The 17,606-nt window shown below is 64.3% G+C and carries 19 protein-coding genes; 13 read left to right on the forward strand and 6 right to left on the reverse strand.

Going from position 1 to position 17,606, the window contains the following annotated elements; all coding sequences use genetic code 11:
* Window positions 1-12 precede the first annotated feature (12 nt).
* The gene (locus BM167_RS05715) at window positions 13-969 is read right to left on the reverse strand and encodes an NAD-dependent epimerase/dehydratase family protein (RefSeq protein ID WP_092889999.1); all 957 of its coding nucleotides are present in this window, start codon (window positions 967-969) and stop codon (window positions 13-15) included.
* A 175-nt stretch (window positions 970-1,144) separates the two neighbouring features.
* Here BM167_RS05715 and BM167_RS05720 point away from each other — a divergent pair, with 175 nt between their 5' ends.
* The 5 genes from BM167_RS05720 (at window position 1,145) to BM167_RS05740 (ending at window position 5,055) form a co-directional block, all read left to right on the forward strand.
* Entirely contained in the window at window positions 1,145-1,684 is a 540-nt protein-coding gene (locus tag BM167_RS05720) for a tRNA (cytidine(56)-2'-O)-methyltransferase (RefSeq protein WP_092890002.1), read from the forward strand.
* 101 nt (window positions 1,685-1,785) lie between these two features.
* On the forward strand, window positions 1,786-2,979 hold the full coding sequence (locus tag BM167_RS05725; protein WP_092890005.1) for a mechanosensitive ion channel family protein: 1,194 nt from the start codon (window positions 1,786-1,788) through the stop codon (window positions 2,977-2,979).
* A gap of 66 nt (window positions 2,980-3,045) precedes the next feature.
* On the forward strand, window positions 3,046-3,579 hold the full coding sequence (locus tag BM167_RS05730) for a transcription factor (protein WP_092890008.1): 534 nt from the start codon (window positions 3,046-3,048) through the stop codon (window positions 3,577-3,579).
* Entirely contained in the window at window positions 3,579-4,256 is a 678-nt protein-coding gene (locus BM167_RS05735; RefSeq protein ID WP_092890011.1) for a DUF2110 family protein, read from the forward strand. Before BM167_RS05730 ends, BM167_RS05735 begins: the two co-directional genes overlap by 1 nt.
* Window positions 4,257-4,263: 7 nt before the next feature.
* Window positions 4,264-5,055: a DUF5803 family protein gene (locus BM167_RS05740; RefSeq protein WP_092890014.1), complete on the forward strand. Its 792-nt coding sequence runs from the start codon at window positions 4,264-4,266 to the stop codon at window positions 5,053-5,055.
* A 42-nt stretch (window positions 5,056-5,097) separates the two neighbouring features.
* On the opposite strand, the gene BM167_RS05745 is transcribed toward BM167_RS05740, so the two are convergent.
* The gene (locus BM167_RS05745; RefSeq protein ID WP_092890017.1) at window positions 5,098-6,090 is read right to left on the reverse strand and encodes a glycerophosphodiester phosphodiesterase; all 993 of its coding nucleotides are present in this window, start codon (window positions 6,088-6,090) and stop codon (window positions 5,098-5,100) included.
* 138 nt (window positions 6,091-6,228) lie between these two features.
* Between BM167_RS05745 and BM167_RS05750 the strand changes: the two genes are divergently transcribed.
* The 3 genes from BM167_RS05750 to BM167_RS05760 all read left to right on the forward strand — a co-directional run bounded on the left by BM167_RS05750 (window position 6,229) and on the right by BM167_RS05760 (window position 9,330).
* A complete protein-coding gene (locus BM167_RS05750) occupies window positions 6,229-6,939 on the forward strand; it encodes a competence/damage-inducible protein A (protein ID WP_092890020.1) in 711 nt (236 codons plus the stop codon).
* Window positions 6,940-7,137: 198 nt separating this feature from the next.
* Window positions 7,138-8,205 carry an ATP-NAD kinase family protein gene (locus BM167_RS05755; protein WP_092890024.1) on the forward strand — a complete coding sequence of 356 codons (1,068 nt, stop codon included), beginning with the start codon at window positions 7,138-7,140 and terminating at the stop codon, window positions 8,203-8,205.
* Window positions 8,206-8,298: 93 nt separating this feature from the next.
* The gene (locus BM167_RS05760) at window positions 8,299-9,330 is read left to right on the forward strand and encodes a phosphate signaling complex PhoU family protein (protein WP_092890027.1); all 1,032 of its coding nucleotides are present in this window, start codon (window positions 8,299-8,301) and stop codon (window positions 9,328-9,330) included.
* A gap of 87 nt (window positions 9,331-9,417) precedes the next feature.
* Here BM167_RS05760 and BM167_RS05765 read toward each other — a convergent pair whose 3' ends face one another.
* Window positions 9,418-10,629: an LEA/WHy family protein gene (locus BM167_RS05765; RefSeq protein ID WP_092890030.1), complete on the reverse strand. Its 1,212-nt coding sequence runs from the start codon at window positions 10,627-10,629 to the stop codon at window positions 9,418-9,420.
* Between the two features lie 153 nt (window positions 10,630-10,782).
* Here BM167_RS05765 and BM167_RS05770 point away from each other — a divergent pair, with 153 nt between their 5' ends.
* The 3 genes from BM167_RS05770 to BM167_RS05780 all read left to right on the forward strand — a co-directional run bounded on the left by BM167_RS05770 (window position 10,783) and on the right by BM167_RS05780 (window position 11,764).
* A complete protein-coding gene (locus tag BM167_RS05770) occupies window positions 10,783-10,962 on the forward strand; it encodes a DUF7525 family protein (protein ID WP_092890033.1) in 180 nt (59 codons plus the stop codon).
* A 106-nt stretch (window positions 10,963-11,068) separates the two neighbouring features.
* On the forward strand, window positions 11,069-11,293 hold the full coding sequence (locus BM167_RS05775) for a DUF7123 family protein (protein ID WP_092890036.1): 225 nt from the start codon (window positions 11,069-11,071) through the stop codon (window positions 11,291-11,293).
* Window positions 11,294-11,332: 39 nt separating this feature from the next.
* Window positions 11,333-11,764, forward strand: coding sequence for an SRPBCC family protein (locus BM167_RS05780; protein WP_092890039.1), 432 nt, complete (start codon window positions 11,333-11,335; stop codon window positions 11,762-11,764).
* Between the two features lie 447 nt (window positions 11,765-12,211).
* On the opposite strand, the gene BM167_RS05785 is transcribed toward BM167_RS05780, so the two are convergent.
* Both BM167_RS05785 and BM167_RS05790 read right to left on the reverse strand, forming a co-directional pair.
* On the reverse strand, window positions 12,212-12,676 hold the full coding sequence (locus BM167_RS05785; protein WP_092890043.1) for an FxLYD domain-containing protein: 465 nt from the start codon (window positions 12,674-12,676) through the stop codon (window positions 12,212-12,214).
* A gap of 180 nt (window positions 12,677-12,856) precedes the next feature.
* Window positions 12,857-14,383 carry an aldehyde dehydrogenase family protein gene (locus BM167_RS05790; protein WP_092890047.1) on the reverse strand — a complete coding sequence of 509 codons (1,527 nt, stop codon included), beginning with the start codon at window positions 14,381-14,383 and terminating at the stop codon, window positions 12,857-12,859.
* A 116-nt stretch (window positions 14,384-14,499) separates the two neighbouring features.
* Here BM167_RS05790 and BM167_RS05795 point away from each other — a divergent pair, with 116 nt between their 5' ends.
* Window positions 14,500-15,234 (forward strand): helix-turn-helix domain-containing protein, encoded by a 735-nt coding sequence (locus BM167_RS05795; protein WP_092890050.1) that lies wholly within the window; start codon window positions 14,500-14,502, stop codon window positions 15,232-15,234.
* A 9-nt stretch (window positions 15,235-15,243) separates the two neighbouring features.
* Here BM167_RS05795 and BM167_RS05800 read toward each other — a convergent pair whose 3' ends face one another.
* Window positions 15,244-16,077 carry a proline dehydrogenase family protein gene (locus tag BM167_RS05800; protein ID WP_092890053.1) on the reverse strand — a complete coding sequence of 278 codons (834 nt, stop codon included), beginning with the start codon at window positions 16,075-16,077 and terminating at the stop codon, window positions 15,244-15,246.
* Window positions 16,078-16,258: 181 nt separating this feature from the next.
* On the opposite strand from BM167_RS05800, the gene BM167_RS05805 reads away from it, so the two are divergent.
* Window positions 16,259-17,569, forward strand: coding sequence for an ABC transporter substrate-binding protein (locus tag BM167_RS05805; protein WP_092890056.1), 1,311 nt, complete (start codon window positions 16,259-16,261; stop codon window positions 17,567-17,569).
* The last annotated feature ends 37 nt before the right edge of the window (window positions 17,570-17,606 follow it).

Here is a 17,606-nt window from a genome sequence, read left to right on the forward strand (position 1 = left end):
CGCGTCCTCTCGTTACTCGCTCGCGGGCGTGGCGTGTTCCGCGCGCAGTTCCTCGGCGAGTTCCCGCGTCGCGCGACGGATGGCGTCGTCGCTCGACCCGTCGGCCTCCCACCCGAGCGCGGAGAGTTTCTCGACGGAGAGGCGCATCCGCGGCACGTCGCCGGTCCACCCTCTGTCGCCGCCGGTGTACTCGTAGTCGGGGTCAAGCCCCATCTCCTCGCTGACGATGTCGGCGATGCGGGTGACCGATGTGGTCGTCCGCGTCCCGAGGTTGTACGTGTTCAGCGAGTCGGCGGCGTTCTCGACGACGTGGGTGATGGCGTCCACGCAGTCGGTGACGTGGAGGTACGACTTCTCTTGTCTCCCGTCGCCGAGGATGGTGAGCGACTCGGGGTCTTCGAGCAGTTTCTCGATGAAGTCGGGGACGACGTTGCCGCGTTGGTGCGGGCCGACGATGTTGGCGAATCGGAACAGCCAGACGGTGAAGTCCTTGGCGTGGGCGTACGTCGAGACGAGGCCCTCGTCCGCGAGTTTCGACGCGCCGTAGACGCTGATGGGTTCGAGCGGTGCGTAGTCTTCGGGCGTCGGCCGCGGCGCCTCGCCGTAGACCGTCGACGAGGAGGTGAACGCGAGGTTCGTCACGCCCACCTCCTCCATCCGTTCGAGGACGTTGTAGGTCATCTCGGTGTTCTCTTCGAAGAGTTGCCGCGGGTCGGCGTAGTTCGTGTCCGTGTAAGCCGCAAAGTGAAAGACCACGTCCACGTCTTCGGTAATCGCCTCGGCGACGTCGTCGGGGTCGGTCATGTCCGCCTGCACGAACTCCGCGCCGTCGGGGACGCGCGCTCTGTCGCCCTTCGAGAGGTCGTCCGCGACGACGACGTCGTTCTCGGAGAGCAGATGCTTTGTGAGGTGCGACCCGACGAGGCCCGCACCACCGGTGACGACGACGCGCTTATCGGAGAGGTCCATACGGGTACTGCGCCGCATCCGCCCAAGTGCGTTCTGGTCGCTCTCACCGGCTCCGAGTCGGTCGCTCGGTTCGGGAGCTAGTTCGGTCTGCCGAGACGACGACGAAACCGGGGGCGGCGCGCGGCGACGCCGGGGAAACGAAGGGTCTTACCGGTCGGACCGACACCGACCGGGCATGCAGGACGAACCCGAAGTCGTCGTCCTCCGTCTCGGTCACCGACCCGGCCGGGACGACCGGATGACGACTCACATCGGCTTGACGGCGCGCGCACTCGGCGCGGACCGCGCGCTCTTCGTCGGCGACGCGAGCCAATCGAGAGAGACCGTAGACGACATCACGGCGCGGTTCGGCGGGCCGTTCGAGGCCGAGGTTATCGAGTCGTACCGCCCGGTCATCCGCGAGTGGGACGGCGTCGTCGTCCACCTGACGATGTACGGCGAACGCGTCCAGGACGTCGAGGCTGACCTGCGCGAGGCGCACGCGGAGAAACCGGTTCTCGTCGTCGTCGGCGCGGAGAAGGTGCCGTTCGACGTCTACGAGGAGGCCGACTACAACGTCGGCGTGACGAACCAACCCCACTCGGAGGTAGCCGCACTCGCCGTCTTCCTCGACAGACTGTTCGACGGGCGGCAACTGGACCGAGAGTGGGACGGCGCCGACCGACGCGTCGTCCCCATGGAGACGGGAAAGCGGGTCGTCGACCCCGACGAGTAACGTCGCTCCGCCCCCGCCGAACCTCGTCCGCGGTCGTTAGGCGGCCCGTTTCGAGCGTACGGAGCGGCTACTTTTATCCGCTCGGAACGGACGCCCACAGCGTGGTGGTGTCGCCGAACACGTCGTCGAACGTCGGCCGAACGGTCGTCGCCGAATCGCCGACGGGCGGTCTCTCCGACCGACTCGCGAGCGACTTCGACAGCGTCGCGCAGGTTCCGAACGTCCTCGACGCGTCGAGTCAACTCGCTCAGACGGTCGCTCTCGTCTTGGGACTCGCGGTCGGCGTCGCACTCGTCCGTCTCGCGGGCAGTCGTCTCGACGACCGGTTCGGGACGACGACGGCCGAGTTCGTCGAGACGATAGTGACCTCTGGACTGGTCAGCGTCGCGGTGGTCGCGATCGCGTCCATCTGGAACATGACGTTCATCGTCGAGTTCGCGCTCGACTCTGTCATCGTCGACCGGTGGACCGCGATGCGGCAGGTCATCACCGTCGCCCTGTTCGTCACCGCCTACCTCCTCGTTCGGTCCGTCAACCGCTCTATCGACAAACTCGGCGAGACGGAGGCGCTCACAGAGCACCAATCCGAGATAGCCTACCATCTCGCGGATATCGGCATCTTCCTGGTCGCCGGGAGCGTCGTCCTCTCGATTTGGGGTGTCGACCTGACGAACGTGTTCATAAGCGCGGGGGCGTTCAGCGTCGTCGTGGGGCTGGCCGCCAGAGCGACGCTCTCGGCCATGGTCGCGGGGTTCGTGCTCCTGTTCTCGCGGCCGTTCGAGGTCGGCGACTGGATTCAGGTCAAAGACCAGTCGGGCATCGTCGTCGACGTCACCCTGTTCAACACGAAACTCCAGACGTTCAGCGACGAACACGTGCTGATACCGAACGACCAGGTGACGAGCAACGAACTTCTCAACCTGACCGACAACGACCAGCTTCGAATCGAGGTGGCAGTCGGCGTCGACTACGACACCGACCTCGAACACGCCCTCGCCGTCGTCGAGGAGGCCGCCGTCGAGAGCGGGGCGTTCCGCACCTCACCGGACCCGAAGGCCGTACTCCGGGAGTTCGGCGACTCGTCGGTCGTCGTCGAACTCCACGCGTGGATAGACGGGCCGACGAAGCGACGAGTGGAGAACGCCCGGACGGCGGCCATCCGGGCGATTCGGACGGCGTTCGACCGCGAGGGTATCGTCATCCCGTTCCCGCAGCGAGTCGTCGATTCGCGGAACGACGCGGCGTTCCGCGTCGAGTCGGACGACTCCCGGCCCTCCGTCGTCGACCAAGACTGACGCGCCGTCGCGGAGGCGAGCCGACCATCGCAACTTTAAAACGGATTCCCGGCGCAAGCTAACGTAATGGCTTTTGAGGAGCTGCTGAACGACCCTGTCATCCAAAAGTACCTCCACGAACTTGTCGGACCGACGGGGATGCCGGTGGCCGCCGCGCCGCCGGACGGCGAGGTGACGGACGAGGAACTCGCCGAAGAGCTCGGACTCGAGCTCAACGACGTGCGACGGGCGCTGTTCATCCTCTACGAGAACGACCTCGCGTCGTACCGCAGAGTTCGCGACGAGGACTCGGGATGGCTCACCTATCTGTGGACGTTCCACTACGAGAACATCCCCGAGAACCTCGAAGAGGAGATGTACCGCCTCCTCGAAGCGCTCGAAGAGCGACTCGACTACGAACGGACCCACGAGTTCTACCTCTCGGAACCCGCGGGCATCCGGTTCGAGTTCTCGGAGGCGATGGAACTGGGCTTCCAGTGCCCCGAGACGGGCGCTCCGCTCGAACCCATGGAGAACGACGACATGGTCGACTCGATGGAGCGACGTATCGAGGACCTCCGAGACGAACTCAACGTCGACGTAAAGAGACAATCTAACTGATGGTCGTCATCGCAACGAAGTGCTACGTCTCGGGAGACGCCCAAGAACGCGCACTCGACAGTCTCGACTCGTTAGTACGAAACGACATCGGCGAACTCGACGTGGAGTGGGATATCGGCGTCCGCGACGACGACTTCGTCTCGGTGACGGTGACGGGCGACGACGCGACCATCGCCCGGAACCTCCTCGCAGACGAGTGGGGCGAGGTGACGCCGCATCTCTCCGAGGGCGAGACGCACGTCGGAACCCTCGAATCGTGGGACGACGACGGGTTCGTCCTCGACGCGGGCTACGGTAACGAGGTTCGCGTCTCGACCGACGAACTCGGCCTCGGAACCGGGACGGCGACGCAGATTCGCGACCGGTTCGGCATCGTCCAACACGTACCGCTTCAGTTCGTCTACGGCGAGACGCCGCGACTCGCGGACGAAGCGCGCAACCGACTGTTCAACTGGACCCGCGAGGAGACGGGCGGGCGCGTGAACGTCAACAGTTCGACCCGCGGCGAAGTCCGCGCGACGGTGAACCGCGCGGGCCACGCAGAGGACATCGTGACGGTCGAACGCCTCGGCCTCCTCGAACAGAGCATCGTCTGTGCGGAGGGGACGGACCCGCCGGGACTTCTCGCGAGCATCGGTTCGTACCTCCCCGCGGAACTGAAGTGCGTCATATCCTGACCGAGGCATGAACCGACGACTGCTCCTCGCCGTGGTCGCACTCGCGGTTCTCGCGGTTACCTCCGGGTGTCTCGGTATCGGCACGGGCGACGTGCCCGCGGACCGAATCGACTCGGACCCGCAGTCGGAGTACCAGTGGGACGCGAACGCGACGACGCGCATCACCATACAGGAGAGCGCTGACTTCCGCGCCGTCTACGAGATGAATCAAAGCGAGATACAACTGTTCCGCCGCGACGGGTTCGGCGGGCAGAACCCGCTCTCGGTGGAGGCGGTTCGCTACCGGTATCCGAACGGGACGGTCATCACCGGGAGCGAAATCCGCGAACGCGGCGGCGCGGTGAATCAGACGCGAAGCGTCACCACCGTCCAACTTCCGGACGACGCCCCCCCGAACGGCGGCGGTAAACTCGCGTTCACGAGCGAGGGGTCGCCGAAGCGGTTCACCCTCCCGACGTACGTCGAGGGGTCCTACGAGGTTGTGCTCCCGCCGAACCGAGACGTGTCGTTCCCCGTCTTCGGGTCGGTCAACCCCGCGACCGACGAACGGGCGACGGTCGACGGGCAGGTTCACCTCCGCTGGAACGAGGTGACGGCCGACACCGTCGCAGTGCAGTACTACCTCCAACGGGACCTGTACATCTTCGCCGGCATCCTCGCCGTCCTCGCCGTCGTCGGGTTCGGCGGCCTCCTCCACTACCGGCGGCAGATAGAGTCGCTGAAAGAGAAACGCGAGGAGATGGGCCTCGGCGTCGAAGGGGACGACGGCGGTAACGACGGCCCGCCGCCGGGGATGTAGCGGGGTCGGTTCGCCGACCCGATTCGTCCGGTCGCTCGTTTCTCAGTCGTCTGTGCTCTCGTCGTCGCTCTCGGACCACAGGAGGTTCGGGTAGTCGGCGATGAGGCCGTCGACGCCCGCCGCGGCGAGTTTCTCGGCTTGGTACCACGTTCCGATGGTCCACGTGTTCACCGTCCGGTCCTCGTCGTGGGCCTCCGCGACGAGGTCTAGGTCCGTCTCGAACGTGTCGGCCTCGACGTAGTACTCGTCGTTGAAGAAGGGCGTTCCCTTCACCATGTTGTACGGCGGGTGGACCGCCTCGCAGTCGTACTCGCGGGTTATCTCCAGTCCCTCTTCGATCGAATCCCAAAACAGGAACGCGATGGGAACGTCCGGGTCCTCCTCGCGGACGGCGGCCAACGCCGCCTCGTAGAACGAGGAGACGAGGATGTCGTTGTCGTAGTCGGAGGCGATTTCCAGAGCGTTCTCGGTCAACGGCCGCCACGTCTCTTTCTGTTCTTCGAGCGTCTCCTCGGATATCTTCGTCGCGAAGTAGAGGTCCGTCTCCCCCGGATGCTTGAACTCGAGGTTGACGCCGACGTCGTCTGGGATGGCTTCCAGCGACTGTTCGAGCGTCGGAATCGTCTCACCGCTCTCTAACACCTCGGCGTCTTTCAGTTCCTCCCACGTGTAGTCCCAGAGGTTGCCCTCCATGTCCGTCAGGCCGCGTTCGCCGCCGTCTCGGCTGCTCAGTTTGTCGTCGTGGAAGACGACCACCCTCTCGTCGGCGGTCAGCATGATGTCTACCTCTATCATCTCCGCGCCGTCCGCCGCGGCGCGTTCGAAAGCGCCGACGGTGTTCTCGGGATACTGCCCGGCGAACCCGCGGTGAGCGATTATCGTCGGCGAGTCGTCGTGTCCGTCATCGTGGCTCTTTCCGTCGTCCGCGTCTGACCCGCGTGCGCTCGCGGCACCGCTCAACCCCACGGTTCCCACGGCGGCACCTGTTCCGGCGACGAACGACCGTCGGTCGAGTGTGAGTCTGTCTCGCGACATACGAACAGATGGACCAGACGGCAACATATGTTTTTATATTGTCACTATGTATCTCAAATTTCACTACCTGTTAGATCACAACTAATTCGCGCTCGGAGAGGCCACGGAGTTTTTCCCTGACTCCGCGTAAGTGGGGACATGCGAGTCGCAGTCGTGACCGTCGGCGACGAACTACTGGCGGGAGACACGGAGAATACGAACGCGACGTGGTTGTGCGATAAACTCGACGCCCGCGGCGTCGCCGTCGAACGCGTGACCACGCTTCCGGACCGAATCGCCGACATCGCTCGGGTGGTAAACGAGTACAGAGCCGAGTACGACGCCGTCGTCGTCACCGGCGGCCTCGGACCCACTCACGACGACGTGACGATGGAGGGCGTCGCCGCCGCCGTCGGCCGGTCCGTCGAGGAACACCCCGATGCGGTGGCGTGGTTGACCGAACACGGCGGCTACAGCGGAGACGAGTTAGCCGAGGGGACGACGCATCTCCCCGCCCGCGCGCGAATGCTCCCGAACGAAGAGGGAGTCGCCCCCGGCGCGGTCGTAGAGCGCATCTACGTCCTGCCGGGCGTCCCCGAGGAGATGAAGGCGATGTTCGAGTCGGTGGCCGAGGAGTTCGACGGCGACGCGACGTACACGGAGTCCGTCGTCGCCGACGAACCCGAGAGCGAACTCGTCGGGCGGATGCGCGAGTTGCAAGACCGGTTCGACGTGACCGTCGGGAGTTACCCCGGAGAGACGGTCCGACTGAAACTGACCGCGAGGGACGAAGCCGTTCTCGACGAGGCGACGACGTGGCTACGGGACCGGGTCGTAGAACCGAACGGCGGCGAGAAGACTCAGCGGTAGAGATGCCAGAGCCAAGCGACGGTTATCAGGATACTCACGACGAGAACGACGGCACCCGTCGCCTCGATGGGGAACGGTTCCTGGGTAACAAGCGGAATCATTGTCGTATCTGACGGTCGCGGGGGCGCTTCTTAAACGTTCGAGTTTCGGACGCGTCGCACCGCGTCGCTTTTGTGCCGTCCGCCGTTCCATCGAAGCATGCGAATCGGCGTCGTGGTGAACCCTATCGCGGGGATGGGCGGTCGAGTCGGCCTGAAGGGGACCGACGGGAAAGTCGAAGAGGCGCGCGCCCTCGGTGCCGACCCGCGCGCGCCGGACCGCGCCCGCAGAGCGTTCGAGGCGCTAGCCGACGCCGACGACGCCGAACCGCACGACATCCTCACGTGGGGCGGGTCGATGGGTGCGGATGACGCCCGCGCCGCGGGTCTCGACCCGACCGTCCTCGGCTATCCGGAGGAGGCGGAGACGAGTTCCGCGGACACCGCCCGCGCCGCCGAGGCGTTCGTCGAGGCGGGGGTCGACCTCGTCGTCTTCGTCGGCGGCGACGGGACGGCCGCCGACGTCGCGGAGGCGGTGGGTACGGACGTTCCCATCCTCGGCGCGCCCGCGGGCGTGAAAGTGTACTCCTCCGTGTTCGCCGTCTCTCCGGAGGACGCCGCCGCCGTGGCGACGACGTTCGAACGGACCGAACGGCGAGAGGTGATGGACATAGACGAAGACGACTACCGCGAGGGCGAGGTCCACCCCGAACTCCGCGCCGTCGCCGTCGTCCCCGTCGCCGACGACGTGCAGTCGTCGAAGCAACTCGGCGGCGGCACCGTCGACGCACTCGCCGCGGGCGTCGCAGACGACGTCCGCGCGAGTCCGGAGAAGACGTACGTCCTCGGCCCCGGAAGCACCGTCGGCGCGGTGAAGTCCGAACTCGGCTTCGAGGGGTCGCCCATCGGCGTCGACGTCTGGCGCGACGGGGAGGTGGTCTCCCTCGACGCCACCGAAGCGGAGATTCTCGACGCACTCGCCGAGGAGAACGTGATACTCGTCTCGCCCATCGGCGGACAAGGATTCGTCTTCGGCCGCGGCAACCCCCAGTTGTCGCCCGCGGTCGTCCGCCGGTGCGACGTGGAGATAGTCGCCTCGCGGTCGAAACTCGACGACGTGGGCGAACTCCGCGTCGACACCGACGACCCGGAACTCGACGAGGAACTTCGGGGGTGGACCCGGGTCCGAGTCGGGCGATTCGAACGGCGTATGATGCGCATCGTCTGAGAGGTTCGTCGCGGGCGATCGTTCCTTATATTTCTCTCTGCATATAAGGGTGATATGGTGAAGACTAAGGTGGTCGGTCACCAGGGGTGTGGTATGGAGACACGTAAGGTACAGCGACTCGGACCCTCGACGCTGGCGATGACCCTCCCGGCGGAGTGGGCCAAAGAACACGACGTGGAGAAAGGCGACGAGGTGTCGCTTCGGATGGGTGGAAAAGGAACGCTCACGGTCCTTCCGGAATCTGCGAGTCAGGAAGACTCCTCTGCGACTATCCGGGCCGACGCCCTGAATGCCGACGCCCTCGAACGGGCCATCGTCGCGCAGTACGTTCTCGGACGCCGTGTCATCCACATCGAGAAGGGAGAGGGCGCACTGGACTCAGAGCACATCAACGCGGTGTACAAAGCCGAAACCCAACTGATGGGGCTCGGCGTCATAGAAGAGACGCCGGAACGCATCGCGATTCGGTGTTCCGTGGACCCCGAGGACTTCACCCTCGATAACCTCCTGGAACGACTTGAGAACACGGGCAGTACGATGCGCGGCGAGGCCATCAAAGCCCTCGCACACGGCAACTCGGACCTCGCACAGAGAGCGCTCAACCGAGAGCGACAGGCGAACAAGATATTCGTCCTCCTGCTTCGACTCATCTTCACGGCCTACCAGAACCCGAATCTCTGTCGGGCGGTCGGTCTCGAATCCGGCTTTCCGCTCATCGGCTACCGGTCGGTGGCGAAGAACCTCGAACTCACCGCCGACAACGCCGAAGACATCGCGAACATCGTGATGGACGCCGAGGGCCACACCCTCCAAGTCGAGGCGGCGACGATGCGGCGCATCCGCGAGTTCACGGACCAAGTGGACGAGATAACCGAGAAGGCCGTCCAAGCGGTGGTCGAACGCGACTACGACCTCACCGTCGAGTGTCGCGAACTGTTCCGAGAGATAAAGGACCGCGAACGGGACATCCTCCAAGACCTGCCCGAGATGGACAACGAGGAACTCCTCCAGGTCCGCGAAGTCCTCGTGAGTCTCCAGCAGACGGCGCAGTACGCGATGCGGAACGCCGAAATCGCCGCCAACCTGGCGCTCAACGAGGAGTCCGAACACGTCACCATCGGGTGACGCGTCGGCCGCGTCCGGTATTCGTTCGCTATTTCGCCGAACACGGAGAGTGATCGACGCATCCCGGTTCTCCGCGAACCTACCGACTTAGAGTGCGAACAGTCCGTCGTCCGTCGTCGTACGGTCGTCCGTCTCCGCGGGCGTCGTCGTCGCCGTCGGCGTCGGTGCCGTCGTCTCCGCCGGTGTCGCGGTGCGTTCTTCCGAGTCGGGCGAGTCACCGCCGAGGAGTCCGCCCGAGTCGGCGGCCGTGGTCGTCTCCGGCGGTTCCGCCGTCTCCTCGTCCGCCGGGGTGGTCGTCTCCGACTCGCCCGAATCGGTTCCGTTCGTCGGGGCCGTCCCGTTCTTCGTTCCGAAGATGTCCGTCTCGATGGTCTCCTCGTACGTCAGGGGGTCGAGAGGGACGTCCACGGTTCGTCCGCCGCCGACATCGAACTGTGCGGCGAAGTCGATTCGGAGGTCCGTGACCTGATTTCGTTCGAGGTGGGTCACCCACCACTCGTCGAGTCTCTCGTTTCGGACGTACGTCGTCGCCTCGATGGTCTTCGTCGACTTCGGCGCGACGACGTACTCGGACTCCGTCGTCCCGTTTCCGACGGCCACGTCGTTCATCGCGATGTCGTAGCCGAGTTTCGAGACGGTGACGGGGTACGGTTTGGGGTTGTAGACGACGAATCGGAGTTCCAACGGCGTGACAGACTCGTCGACGTCGCCCCACGACGCGTTCGTTCGGTTGACGTACATCACCGGGTCCGAGACGACGGGAGCGTTCGCGTTCACCTCGCGCGTCTCCGAGGAGTTGAACGCGGCGAGCATCTCCGTGTCCACGGACCGAGTGACGTTCGGTGCGTCGGCGGCCCGTCCGAGCGTCGAAGACCGGACCGTGGCGTCGACGGACACCTCCGAATGTTCGCCGTTTTCGACGTGCGAACGCCACCACGTCGAGATGCGCTCGTTTCGCATCTCCGTCTCCGCGGAGAGCGTCGATTCGCCCGACTCGACTGCGACGCCCGCTTTCGACCCTTCGGCCATCTTCACGCCGTTCATCCGCACGTCGTACGAGACGGTGACGCCCCCGAGTGAGACGCCGACGGGGTTAGGGTTCGAGACGACGAGGTCTGTGTGGATGGTCGTCGTCGAATCGTTCACCGCCCCGAATCTGTTCTCTACGTCCCCGACGGAGGGAGTTCCGAGGACTCCGACGGCGACGCCGCCGCCCGCGACGACGCCGAGTGCGAGTACCACGACACCGACGGTTCGGAGTTTGCTCCCGACCAAAAGCGCTGCGATGTGCCCGGACATACTCCCGTCGAGACGCTTCTATCGTATATGACGTTTGGTGAATGGAGACTGTATCTCTACCTGATTTATTTCGGTGTTCTCCGTCGTGACGGCCTCTCCGGCCGTGTGAACCCGTGTCGAATGAACTAAGTGGGCAGACTCGAAGCCAGAGATATGGAAACCGGTGTCAGTTCTGACAAGGGAATCGGGTTCGCCGTCCTCTTTTCGGTGGTAACGCTTTTCGCCGTCGCCGTGATGCTCGCCGTCGACGACCAACTCACGACGGCCATCGGGTTCGCCGCCGCGATGGTCGCCGCCTGTCTCGCCGTCGCCGGAACGCACATCTACGGGTGACGGTCGCGCACCGACCCGGTCGCGCATCTCGCGCGGCCGCCGCCGTCGAACGTCGGCCGTCGGACGAGAAACCGTTAAGACGCGAAATCCCCTAGGAGGGGTGAAGATGTCCGAGTACACCGAGGAAGAACAGCGGATCGTCGCCTACCTCCGCGAGAGTGTCTCCCGCGGGGAGCGATACTTCCGGGCGAAGAACATCGCCGAAGCGATCGGTCTCTCCTCGAAACAGGTCGGCTCTCGCCTCCCGCGTCTCGCAGAGAAGTCAGACGACGTCGATATCGAAAAGTGGGGACGCGCGCGGTCGACGACGTGGCGCGTCACTCCCAGTTAGTCGGGTGTCTTTTTTACTCCCGCCCCGTACAGCGATACCATGACGGTCCGCGTTCGCCGGGCGTTCGAGTTCGATGCACCGCCGGAGCGAATCTGGAATTTCATCTCCGACCCGGGAAAGCGGGCCGACGCCATAAGCGTCGTCGAGAGTTACGAGGTCGCGGAGGGGTCGAACCGGGCGACGTGGGAGGTCAGCCTCCCGATTCCGTTCTTGAACTCCACCGCGTCGGTCGAAACCGAAGACGTCGAGTTTGACCCGCCGCGGCACGTCAAGTTCGTCGGCAAATCGAAGGTGATGCGGGTCACCGGCGAACACACCGTAGAGGAGATAGACGGCGGCACGAGACTACTGAACGAGTTCGTCGTCGACGGCCGGGTTCCCGGCGTCGAGCGATTCTTCAAGCGCAACCTCGACCAAGAACTCGACAACCTCGAAGCCGCACTCCGCCGAGAGACCGAACGCCCGGCGTAAATCGGACGGTTTCGGCGGGCTTAGTGATACGTTATGTCCGTGGTCTGTCGCGAAACGCCCGGAGGGTTTATTGGTACCCGTCGTTTAAGCTGAATTGCCGACGCCCGACGCTTTTCTCGTCGAGAGTCGGCACAACCCGCCGCACCACGCCGTAGTGCACGGGGTCCACTACGGCACGCGACGACGCCACGGCGTCACCCGCCGTCTCCGACCCGGCGGAGGCGGTTTCCACCTCCCTTCGCCTCTCGCCCGGCAGGGCTACGCCAGCCTACTGCCGACTCGCGCGCCGCCCCCATCCGGTGGCGGCGCGCGACCCTTTCACACGTCCTTCCTTCGAGCGACGACCGCCAACGTCGGCTTAGTCACTCGATTCTCGTACCGCGCCCCCTTCCTCGATTGACGCGGTAACACGAGAGTATTCGGCCGCGAAAAACGAGCGGCGAGCAGTTAGAACGGGCTATCGCTGGCCGAAATTTCGTAGTGGTCAACCTCGCTTGCATCGCCGGGATACATCGCGTCGAACTTCCACTTCCCGCCGCCTTTCAGGTCTTGGGTATTGTCGAGACCGTCTTCGAGTTTCACGTCGTCGGCGTCGTAGAACGCTACCTCGACTGCGACGTAGCTAATCGTCTCGTCCGTCGTGTTTTCGACGATTCCGGTTACGCCAGCGCTGAAATCCTCCTCGTAGAATTCGTCCTCGTTGATTTTCAGTGCAGACTCGGGTTCAGGCGTCGCCGTCTCCGTCGGGGTCGGTTCCGTCGTCGGTTCGGATGTCGATCCCTCGGTAGGTTCGGGCGTCGATTCGTCGGCGTCGCCCGAACTCGAATCGTCCGGTTCGCTCGAACCGGAACAGCCAGCAAGACCTGTTACCGACGCAGCACCTACGCATGCAATGAATTTCCGTCTATCCACACAGCGACTGTGTACTCATTGATATATACTCTCTGAGGTAATTTCAGTCGTTGCGGAGTCGTGAGGGAATCTGCGTCGAATAAGGAGACGTAGAGAGAAAATAAGGACGCCAACTCGCGGCGTCTTCGGAGGTGTTAGTTCGTTTCTGCTCTCCGTCCGAACGGCACGGCGGCGACCGGTTCAGTCGTCCTGCGTCTTGATGTCCGCAGAGAGACCCTGCGCCATCTGGATGTCCTTCGAGTTGTTGAGCGTCCACGCGGTTCGCTCTGTGACCGCTTCGATGACCTCGCGGGCCGAGGGGTAGCCGTTTCCGGACTTCTTGACGCCGCCGAACGGGAGGTGGACCTCCGCGCCGATGCACGGGAGGTTCCCGTAGGCGAGTCCGACCTCCGCGTGGTCGCGGAAGTAGTTTATCTGCCGGTAGTCCTCGGAGATGATGGCTCCGGCGAGTCCGTAGTCGGTGTCGTTGTGAATCTCGACTGCGTCCTCGATGTCGCCGGAGTACTTCAAGAGGGCGACGTGCGGACCGAACACTTCCTCGTGGGTGCACCGCAGGTCCTCGTGGGGGTCGGCCTCGTAGACGAACGGACCGACCCAGTGGCCGTCTTCGTGCCCCGCCGGAATCTCGTCGTCGTCGAGTTCCGTCCGGTCGACGAGGACGTTCACGTCCTCGCGTTCGGCGAGTTCGTTGTACTCCGTGACCTTCTCTTTGTGGCCGTCCTCGATGAGGGGCCCCATGAACGTATCAGAGTCGAGAGGGTCGCCGACGGAGACGTTCCGCGCCGTCTCGACGAACCGCTGTTTGAACTCGTCGTAGACGTCCTCGTGGACGACGAGTCGTTCCGAGGAGACGCAGCGTTGTCCGGTGGTCTTGAACGACGACATGACGGCCGAGTGGACGGCGACGTCTAAGTCCGCCTTCTCGGTGACGACGATGTTGTTCTTCCCGCCCATCTCGCAGGCGGCGAGTTTGCCCGGTTCGCCGCCGACTTTCGAGGCGATTTCGTGGCCGACTTCCGCCGACCCGGTGAAAAGAACCGTGTCGACGCGGGAGTCCTCGACGACGGCGGACCCGGCGTCGCCGAAGCCCTGCACCATGTTGAACACGCCGTCGGGAATGCCCGACTCCTCGAACATCTCCGCGATGATCTGACCGCACCACGGCGTCTGTTCTGCGGGTTTCCAGACGACGACGTTCCCCTCGACGAGGGCGACGGCCATGTGCCAAAACGGGATGGCGACGGGGAAGTTCCACGGGGTGATGCAGCCGACGACGCCGCGCGGTTTCCGGCGCATGTACGCGTCCTTCGCCGGGATTTCGGAGGGGACCACGTCGCCTTTCGGGTGGCGGGCGTCGCCCGCGGCCCACTCGACCATGTGCCACGCCTCGGTGACGTCGGCTTTGCCTTCGCTTATCTCCTTGCCGCACTCTTTGGTGACGACTTCGCCGAGTTCCTCGTGGCGTTCTTTCAGTTCGTGGTAGATATCCCAGAGATACTCCGCGCGGTCGATGTGCGAGAGGTCGCGCCACTCCTCGAAGGCGTCTTCCGCGGCCGCGAGAGCCTCGTCCACGTCGGATTCTGTGCCGCGGCGGAACTCGCCGAGCGATTCGCCCGTCGCGGGGTTCTCGCTCTCGAACGTCTCGTCTCCGGACCCGTCCGTCCACTCGCCGTCTATGTAGTGGTTGTAGACTTCGTCACTCACCATGATGACTGTGTCTAGGAGACGCCGTAATAACCCACATCCCGTCCATGGACGGGAGGGCCGGTCCGACGTCTTGCTGATAGTCAACCATATACGTGATAGAGGTCTACGGAAGGGTAATGAGTGCCCGAACGGCCACCGCGACAGGGACTCGGCTGACGCTCGATCTGTGGCATCCGAACTGCTGGGCTATCGAGGCGACGGACCGCCTCCCGGGCGGCATCCTCGCGCACGCCATCTACACCGCGCCGGAGACGCTCGGAGAGGGCGAGACGGTGAACGGACTGTTCACGGCCTACGGGGAGTCTGCCGAGGAAGTCGAACGGCTGTTAGACGCCATCGAGGAATCCGACCGCGCCGGCGAGGTCCGAGAACTGCAAGAGCGGTTCGGTCGAAGCGCCGCCCGCGTCGCTCCCGGCCGAGTCGCCCGCGAGTTCTTCTTGGAGTACGACCCCGGCGACATGATCTGTCCGGTGTTGCTCAGACACGGATTCGTCCACAGTGCGCCCTCGCGCATCGAGGGGGGACGAGAGTACTGGAAGGTGTGTTTCGCCGGCGAACGCGGCGAGATAGAGGCCAACCTCGAGGCGGTCCGAGACGAGAGCGGCGCGGAGATATCCGTCGCGCGCATCGCCTCCTCGGAGACGGTCGAACCCGAACGCGAACGGCGACTCGGGACGCTGACGTCGACGCAGAAAGAGGTGTTCGAACTCGCCCGCGACCGAGGCTACTACCAGTGGCCCCGCGGCATCTCCACGCGCGACTTGGCCGAGGAGTTCGACATCTCGAAGACGACGCTTTTGGAACATCTCCGAAAGGCGGAGGCGAAACTGCTCGACCCCGAGTCGAACTGAGCGCGGTCGTCAGGAGAGCACCGCACGGAGCGCGAACAGCGCGTTCTCCTTCCGTTCGCGAACCCGCCGGGAGAAGTACGACATCCACTTGTCGCCGTACGGGATGTACTGGTAGACCGGTATCTTCCCGACGAGTTCGTCTTGGACGTCCTCGCGGACGCCCATCAGCATCTGCACCTCGAACGGGGTCCGATGCTCGCGGTAGAGGTCCGCGGCGTGGTTCACCATCGCCAGGTCGTGACTTCCGACGGCGACGCCGTCGTCGAACTCGCGGAACATGAACGCCAGATGCTCGCGGTACTTCTCGTCTACGACCGACTTGTCTTTGTAGGCGATGGATTTCGGTTCGTCGTACGCGCCCTTGACGAGTCTGACCTTCCCCGGGACGTCGGCGAGGCGTTCCAAATCGTCGCCCGTCCGCTTGAGGTTCGCCTGCACGCAGAGGCCGACGTTGCCGTCGGACCGGCGGGCGTTCTCCTCGAACGCGTCGAGTGTCGCGTCGGTGGTGTCCGCGTCCTCCATGTCGACCCAGACGAACACGTCTCGGTCCGTCGCGTGGTCGACGATGCGCTCTAAGTTCTCCTCGAACGCGCGTTCGCCGACGCCGAGTCCGATCTGAGACGGCTTCACCGAGACGGTACAGTCGAGGTTTCGGTCGTCGATTCGGTCGACGAGTTCGACGTACTGTCGGGCGTCCTCGTCTGCGGGTTCTCGCGCGTCGTAGTGCTCGCCGAGGAGGTTCACTATCCCCCGAATCCCGCGTTCGTTCGTCTCCGAGACGTACGAGAGCGCGGTCTCGGCGTCCTCGCCCGCCACAAAGTTGTTCGCCACCGGTGGTATCATCTTTCGCCACTGTCCGCCCTATCGGCTTAGTGTGAGACCCTACCATACAATTCTTGGTGATTCGAGACGAAATTAACTTAATATCGGACGGTTGAAGTCGTTCTACCCCCGGATTCGACTCCCGAACCCGACCATGGTCGGATGTACCCTTATTCATCAATACCTGTGAGACTACCCTGTCATGGAATCTAATGGCACGGACGGGAAACTCGACCGTCGTACGCTGTTGAAGCTCTCTGGGGCCGGTTTGGTGGGGGCCACGGCCGGATGTCTCGAAGACTCCGAAGGGTCCGGAACCGAAGGTGAAGGGACCGACTCCGGCGGGGAGAACACCGACGAGAACACCGACTCCAGCGGCGGCGGCCAAGAGTCGTACACCATCGGGATGGTGGACGCGCTCACGGGTTCGCTCGCGCCGTACGGCAAGCGGAACCAACGGGGCAAGGACCTCGCACTCGCGGCGATAAACGACGTGGGAATCGGCTCCGACGGGGCTTCGCTCGAAATCGCCGTCGAGGACTCCGAGTCGTCGAACCAGTCCGGCGTCTCCGCCGCGCAGAAACTCGTCGAACAGAACGGCGTCCCGCTTTTCATCGGCGCCGTCGGCTCCGGCGTCTCCATCGCCATGTACGACTCCGTCACGAAGGGTGCCGGCGTCGTCCAGATTTCACAGAACTCCACCAGCCCCGAACTCACCAACGTTCCGGGACTGCTCCGAACGAGTCCCTCCGGGTCGGCCAAAGGTGAGGCTCTCGCGAAGTTCATCGCCGAGGACCACGACAAAGTCGCCGTCACGTGGGTCAACAACGACTACGGGACCGGCCTGTCGAACGTCTTCGCGGATACGTTCGAGGGGGACGTCGTCTACAACGAACCGCACGACCAAGGGCAGTCGTCGTACAGCGGAACGCTCACCGAGATGGCAAACACCGACGCGTCGGCGTGGTTGTTCCTCACCTACGCCAACGAGATGACCGTGATGGCCAACGAGTCGTTCGACCAAGGCTACAACACGCAGGTCGACTACTACGGCGCGGAATCGACCGTCGCCGACGAGATTCTGGAGAACACGCCGGAGGGGAGCTTAGACGGCATGCAGGGCATCACGGAGTCCGCCCCCGGCGACCAGGAGAACTTCAAGAACTTCGCTTCGACGTTCAAGTCCGAGTACGACGCCGAACCGACCGTCTGGGCGGCGTTCACCTACGACGCGGTCCACATCGCGGCGCTGGCCATCGAGGCGGCCGACGAGTTCACGGGCGAGGCCCTGAACGAAGTCGTCCGCGACGTGACCCGCCCGGAGGGCCAAGAGGCGTTCACCTTCGAGGAGGCGGCCGGGATGCTCCGCGACGGCGGGTCGCCGAGCGACGTGGACTATCAGGGCGTCAGCGGCCTCGTCGACTTAGACGAGAACGGCGACCCGCCGGGCACCTATCAGGTGTACAGCGTCCAAGAGCACGCCTACGAGTACGGCGAGTACATCACGAGCTAAGATGAACGAGTCGGGTGGACAGACGGGGTCCGGACCC

Source organism: Halopelagius inordinatus (assembly GCF_900113245.1).
Classification (GTDB): Archaea; Halobacteriota; Halobacteria; order Halobacteriales; family Haloferacaceae; genus Halopelagius; species Halopelagius inordinatus.

Coding starts and splice junctions, on each gene's coding strand:
- BM167_RS05780 (WP_092890039.1), top strand. CDS start 11,333: ATGACGGTCCGCGTTCGCCGGGCGTTCGAGTTCGATGCACCGCCGGAG.
- BM167_RS05790 (WP_092890047.1), bottom strand. CDS start 14,383: ATGGTGAGTGACGAAGTCTACAACCACTACATAGACGGCGAGTGGACG.
- BM167_RS05795 (WP_092890050.1), top strand. CDS start 14,500: ATGAGTGCCCGAACGGCCACCGCGACAGGGACTCGGCTGACGCTCGAT.
- BM167_RS05770 (WP_092890033.1), top strand. CDS start 10,783: ATGGAAACCGGTGTCAGTTCTGACAAGGGAATCGGGTTCGCCGTCCTC.
- BM167_RS05730 (WP_092890008.1), top strand. CDS start 3,046: ATGGCTTTTGAGGAGCTGCTGAACGACCCTGTCATCCAAAAGTACCTC.
- BM167_RS05715 (WP_092889999.1), bottom strand. CDS start 969: ATGGACCTCTCCGATAAGCGCGTCGTCGTCACCGGTGGTGCGGGCCTC.
- BM167_RS05765 (WP_092890030.1), bottom strand. CDS start 10,629: ATGTCCGGGCACATCGCAGCGCTTTTGGTCGGGAGCAAACTCCGAACC.
- BM167_RS05800 (WP_092890053.1), bottom strand. CDS start 16,077: ATGATACCACCGGTGGCGAACAACTTTGTGGCGGGCGAGGACGCCGAG.
- BM167_RS05720 (WP_092890002.1), top strand. CDS start 1,145: ATGCAGGACGAACCCGAAGTCGTCGTCCTCCGTCTCGGTCACCGACCC.
- BM167_RS05745 (WP_092890017.1), bottom strand. CDS start 6,090: ATGTCGCGAGACAGACTCACACTCGACCGACGGTCGTTCGTCGCCGGA.
- BM167_RS05755 (WP_092890024.1), top strand. CDS start 7,138: ATGCGAATCGGCGTCGTGGTGAACCCTATCGCGGGGATGGGCGGTCGA.
- BM167_RS05750 (WP_092890020.1), top strand. CDS start 6,229: ATGCGAGTCGCAGTCGTGACCGTCGGCGACGAACTACTGGCGGGAGAC.
- BM167_RS05735 (WP_092890011.1), top strand. CDS start 3,579: ATGGTCGTCATCGCAACGAAGTGCTACGTCTCGGGAGACGCCCAAGAA.
- BM167_RS05805 (WP_092890056.1), top strand. CDS start 16,259: ATGGAATCTAATGGCACGGACGGGAAACTCGACCGTCGTACGCTGTTG.
- BM167_RS05760 (WP_092890027.1), top strand. CDS start 8,299: ATGGAGACACGTAAGGTACAGCGACTCGGACCCTCGACGCTGGCGATG.
- BM167_RS05775 (WP_092890036.1), top strand. CDS start 11,069: ATGTCCGAGTACACCGAGGAAGAACAGCGGATCGTCGCCTACCTCCGC.
- BM167_RS05740 (WP_092890014.1), top strand. CDS start 4,264: ATGAACCGACGACTGCTCCTCGCCGTGGTCGCACTCGCGGTTCTCGCG.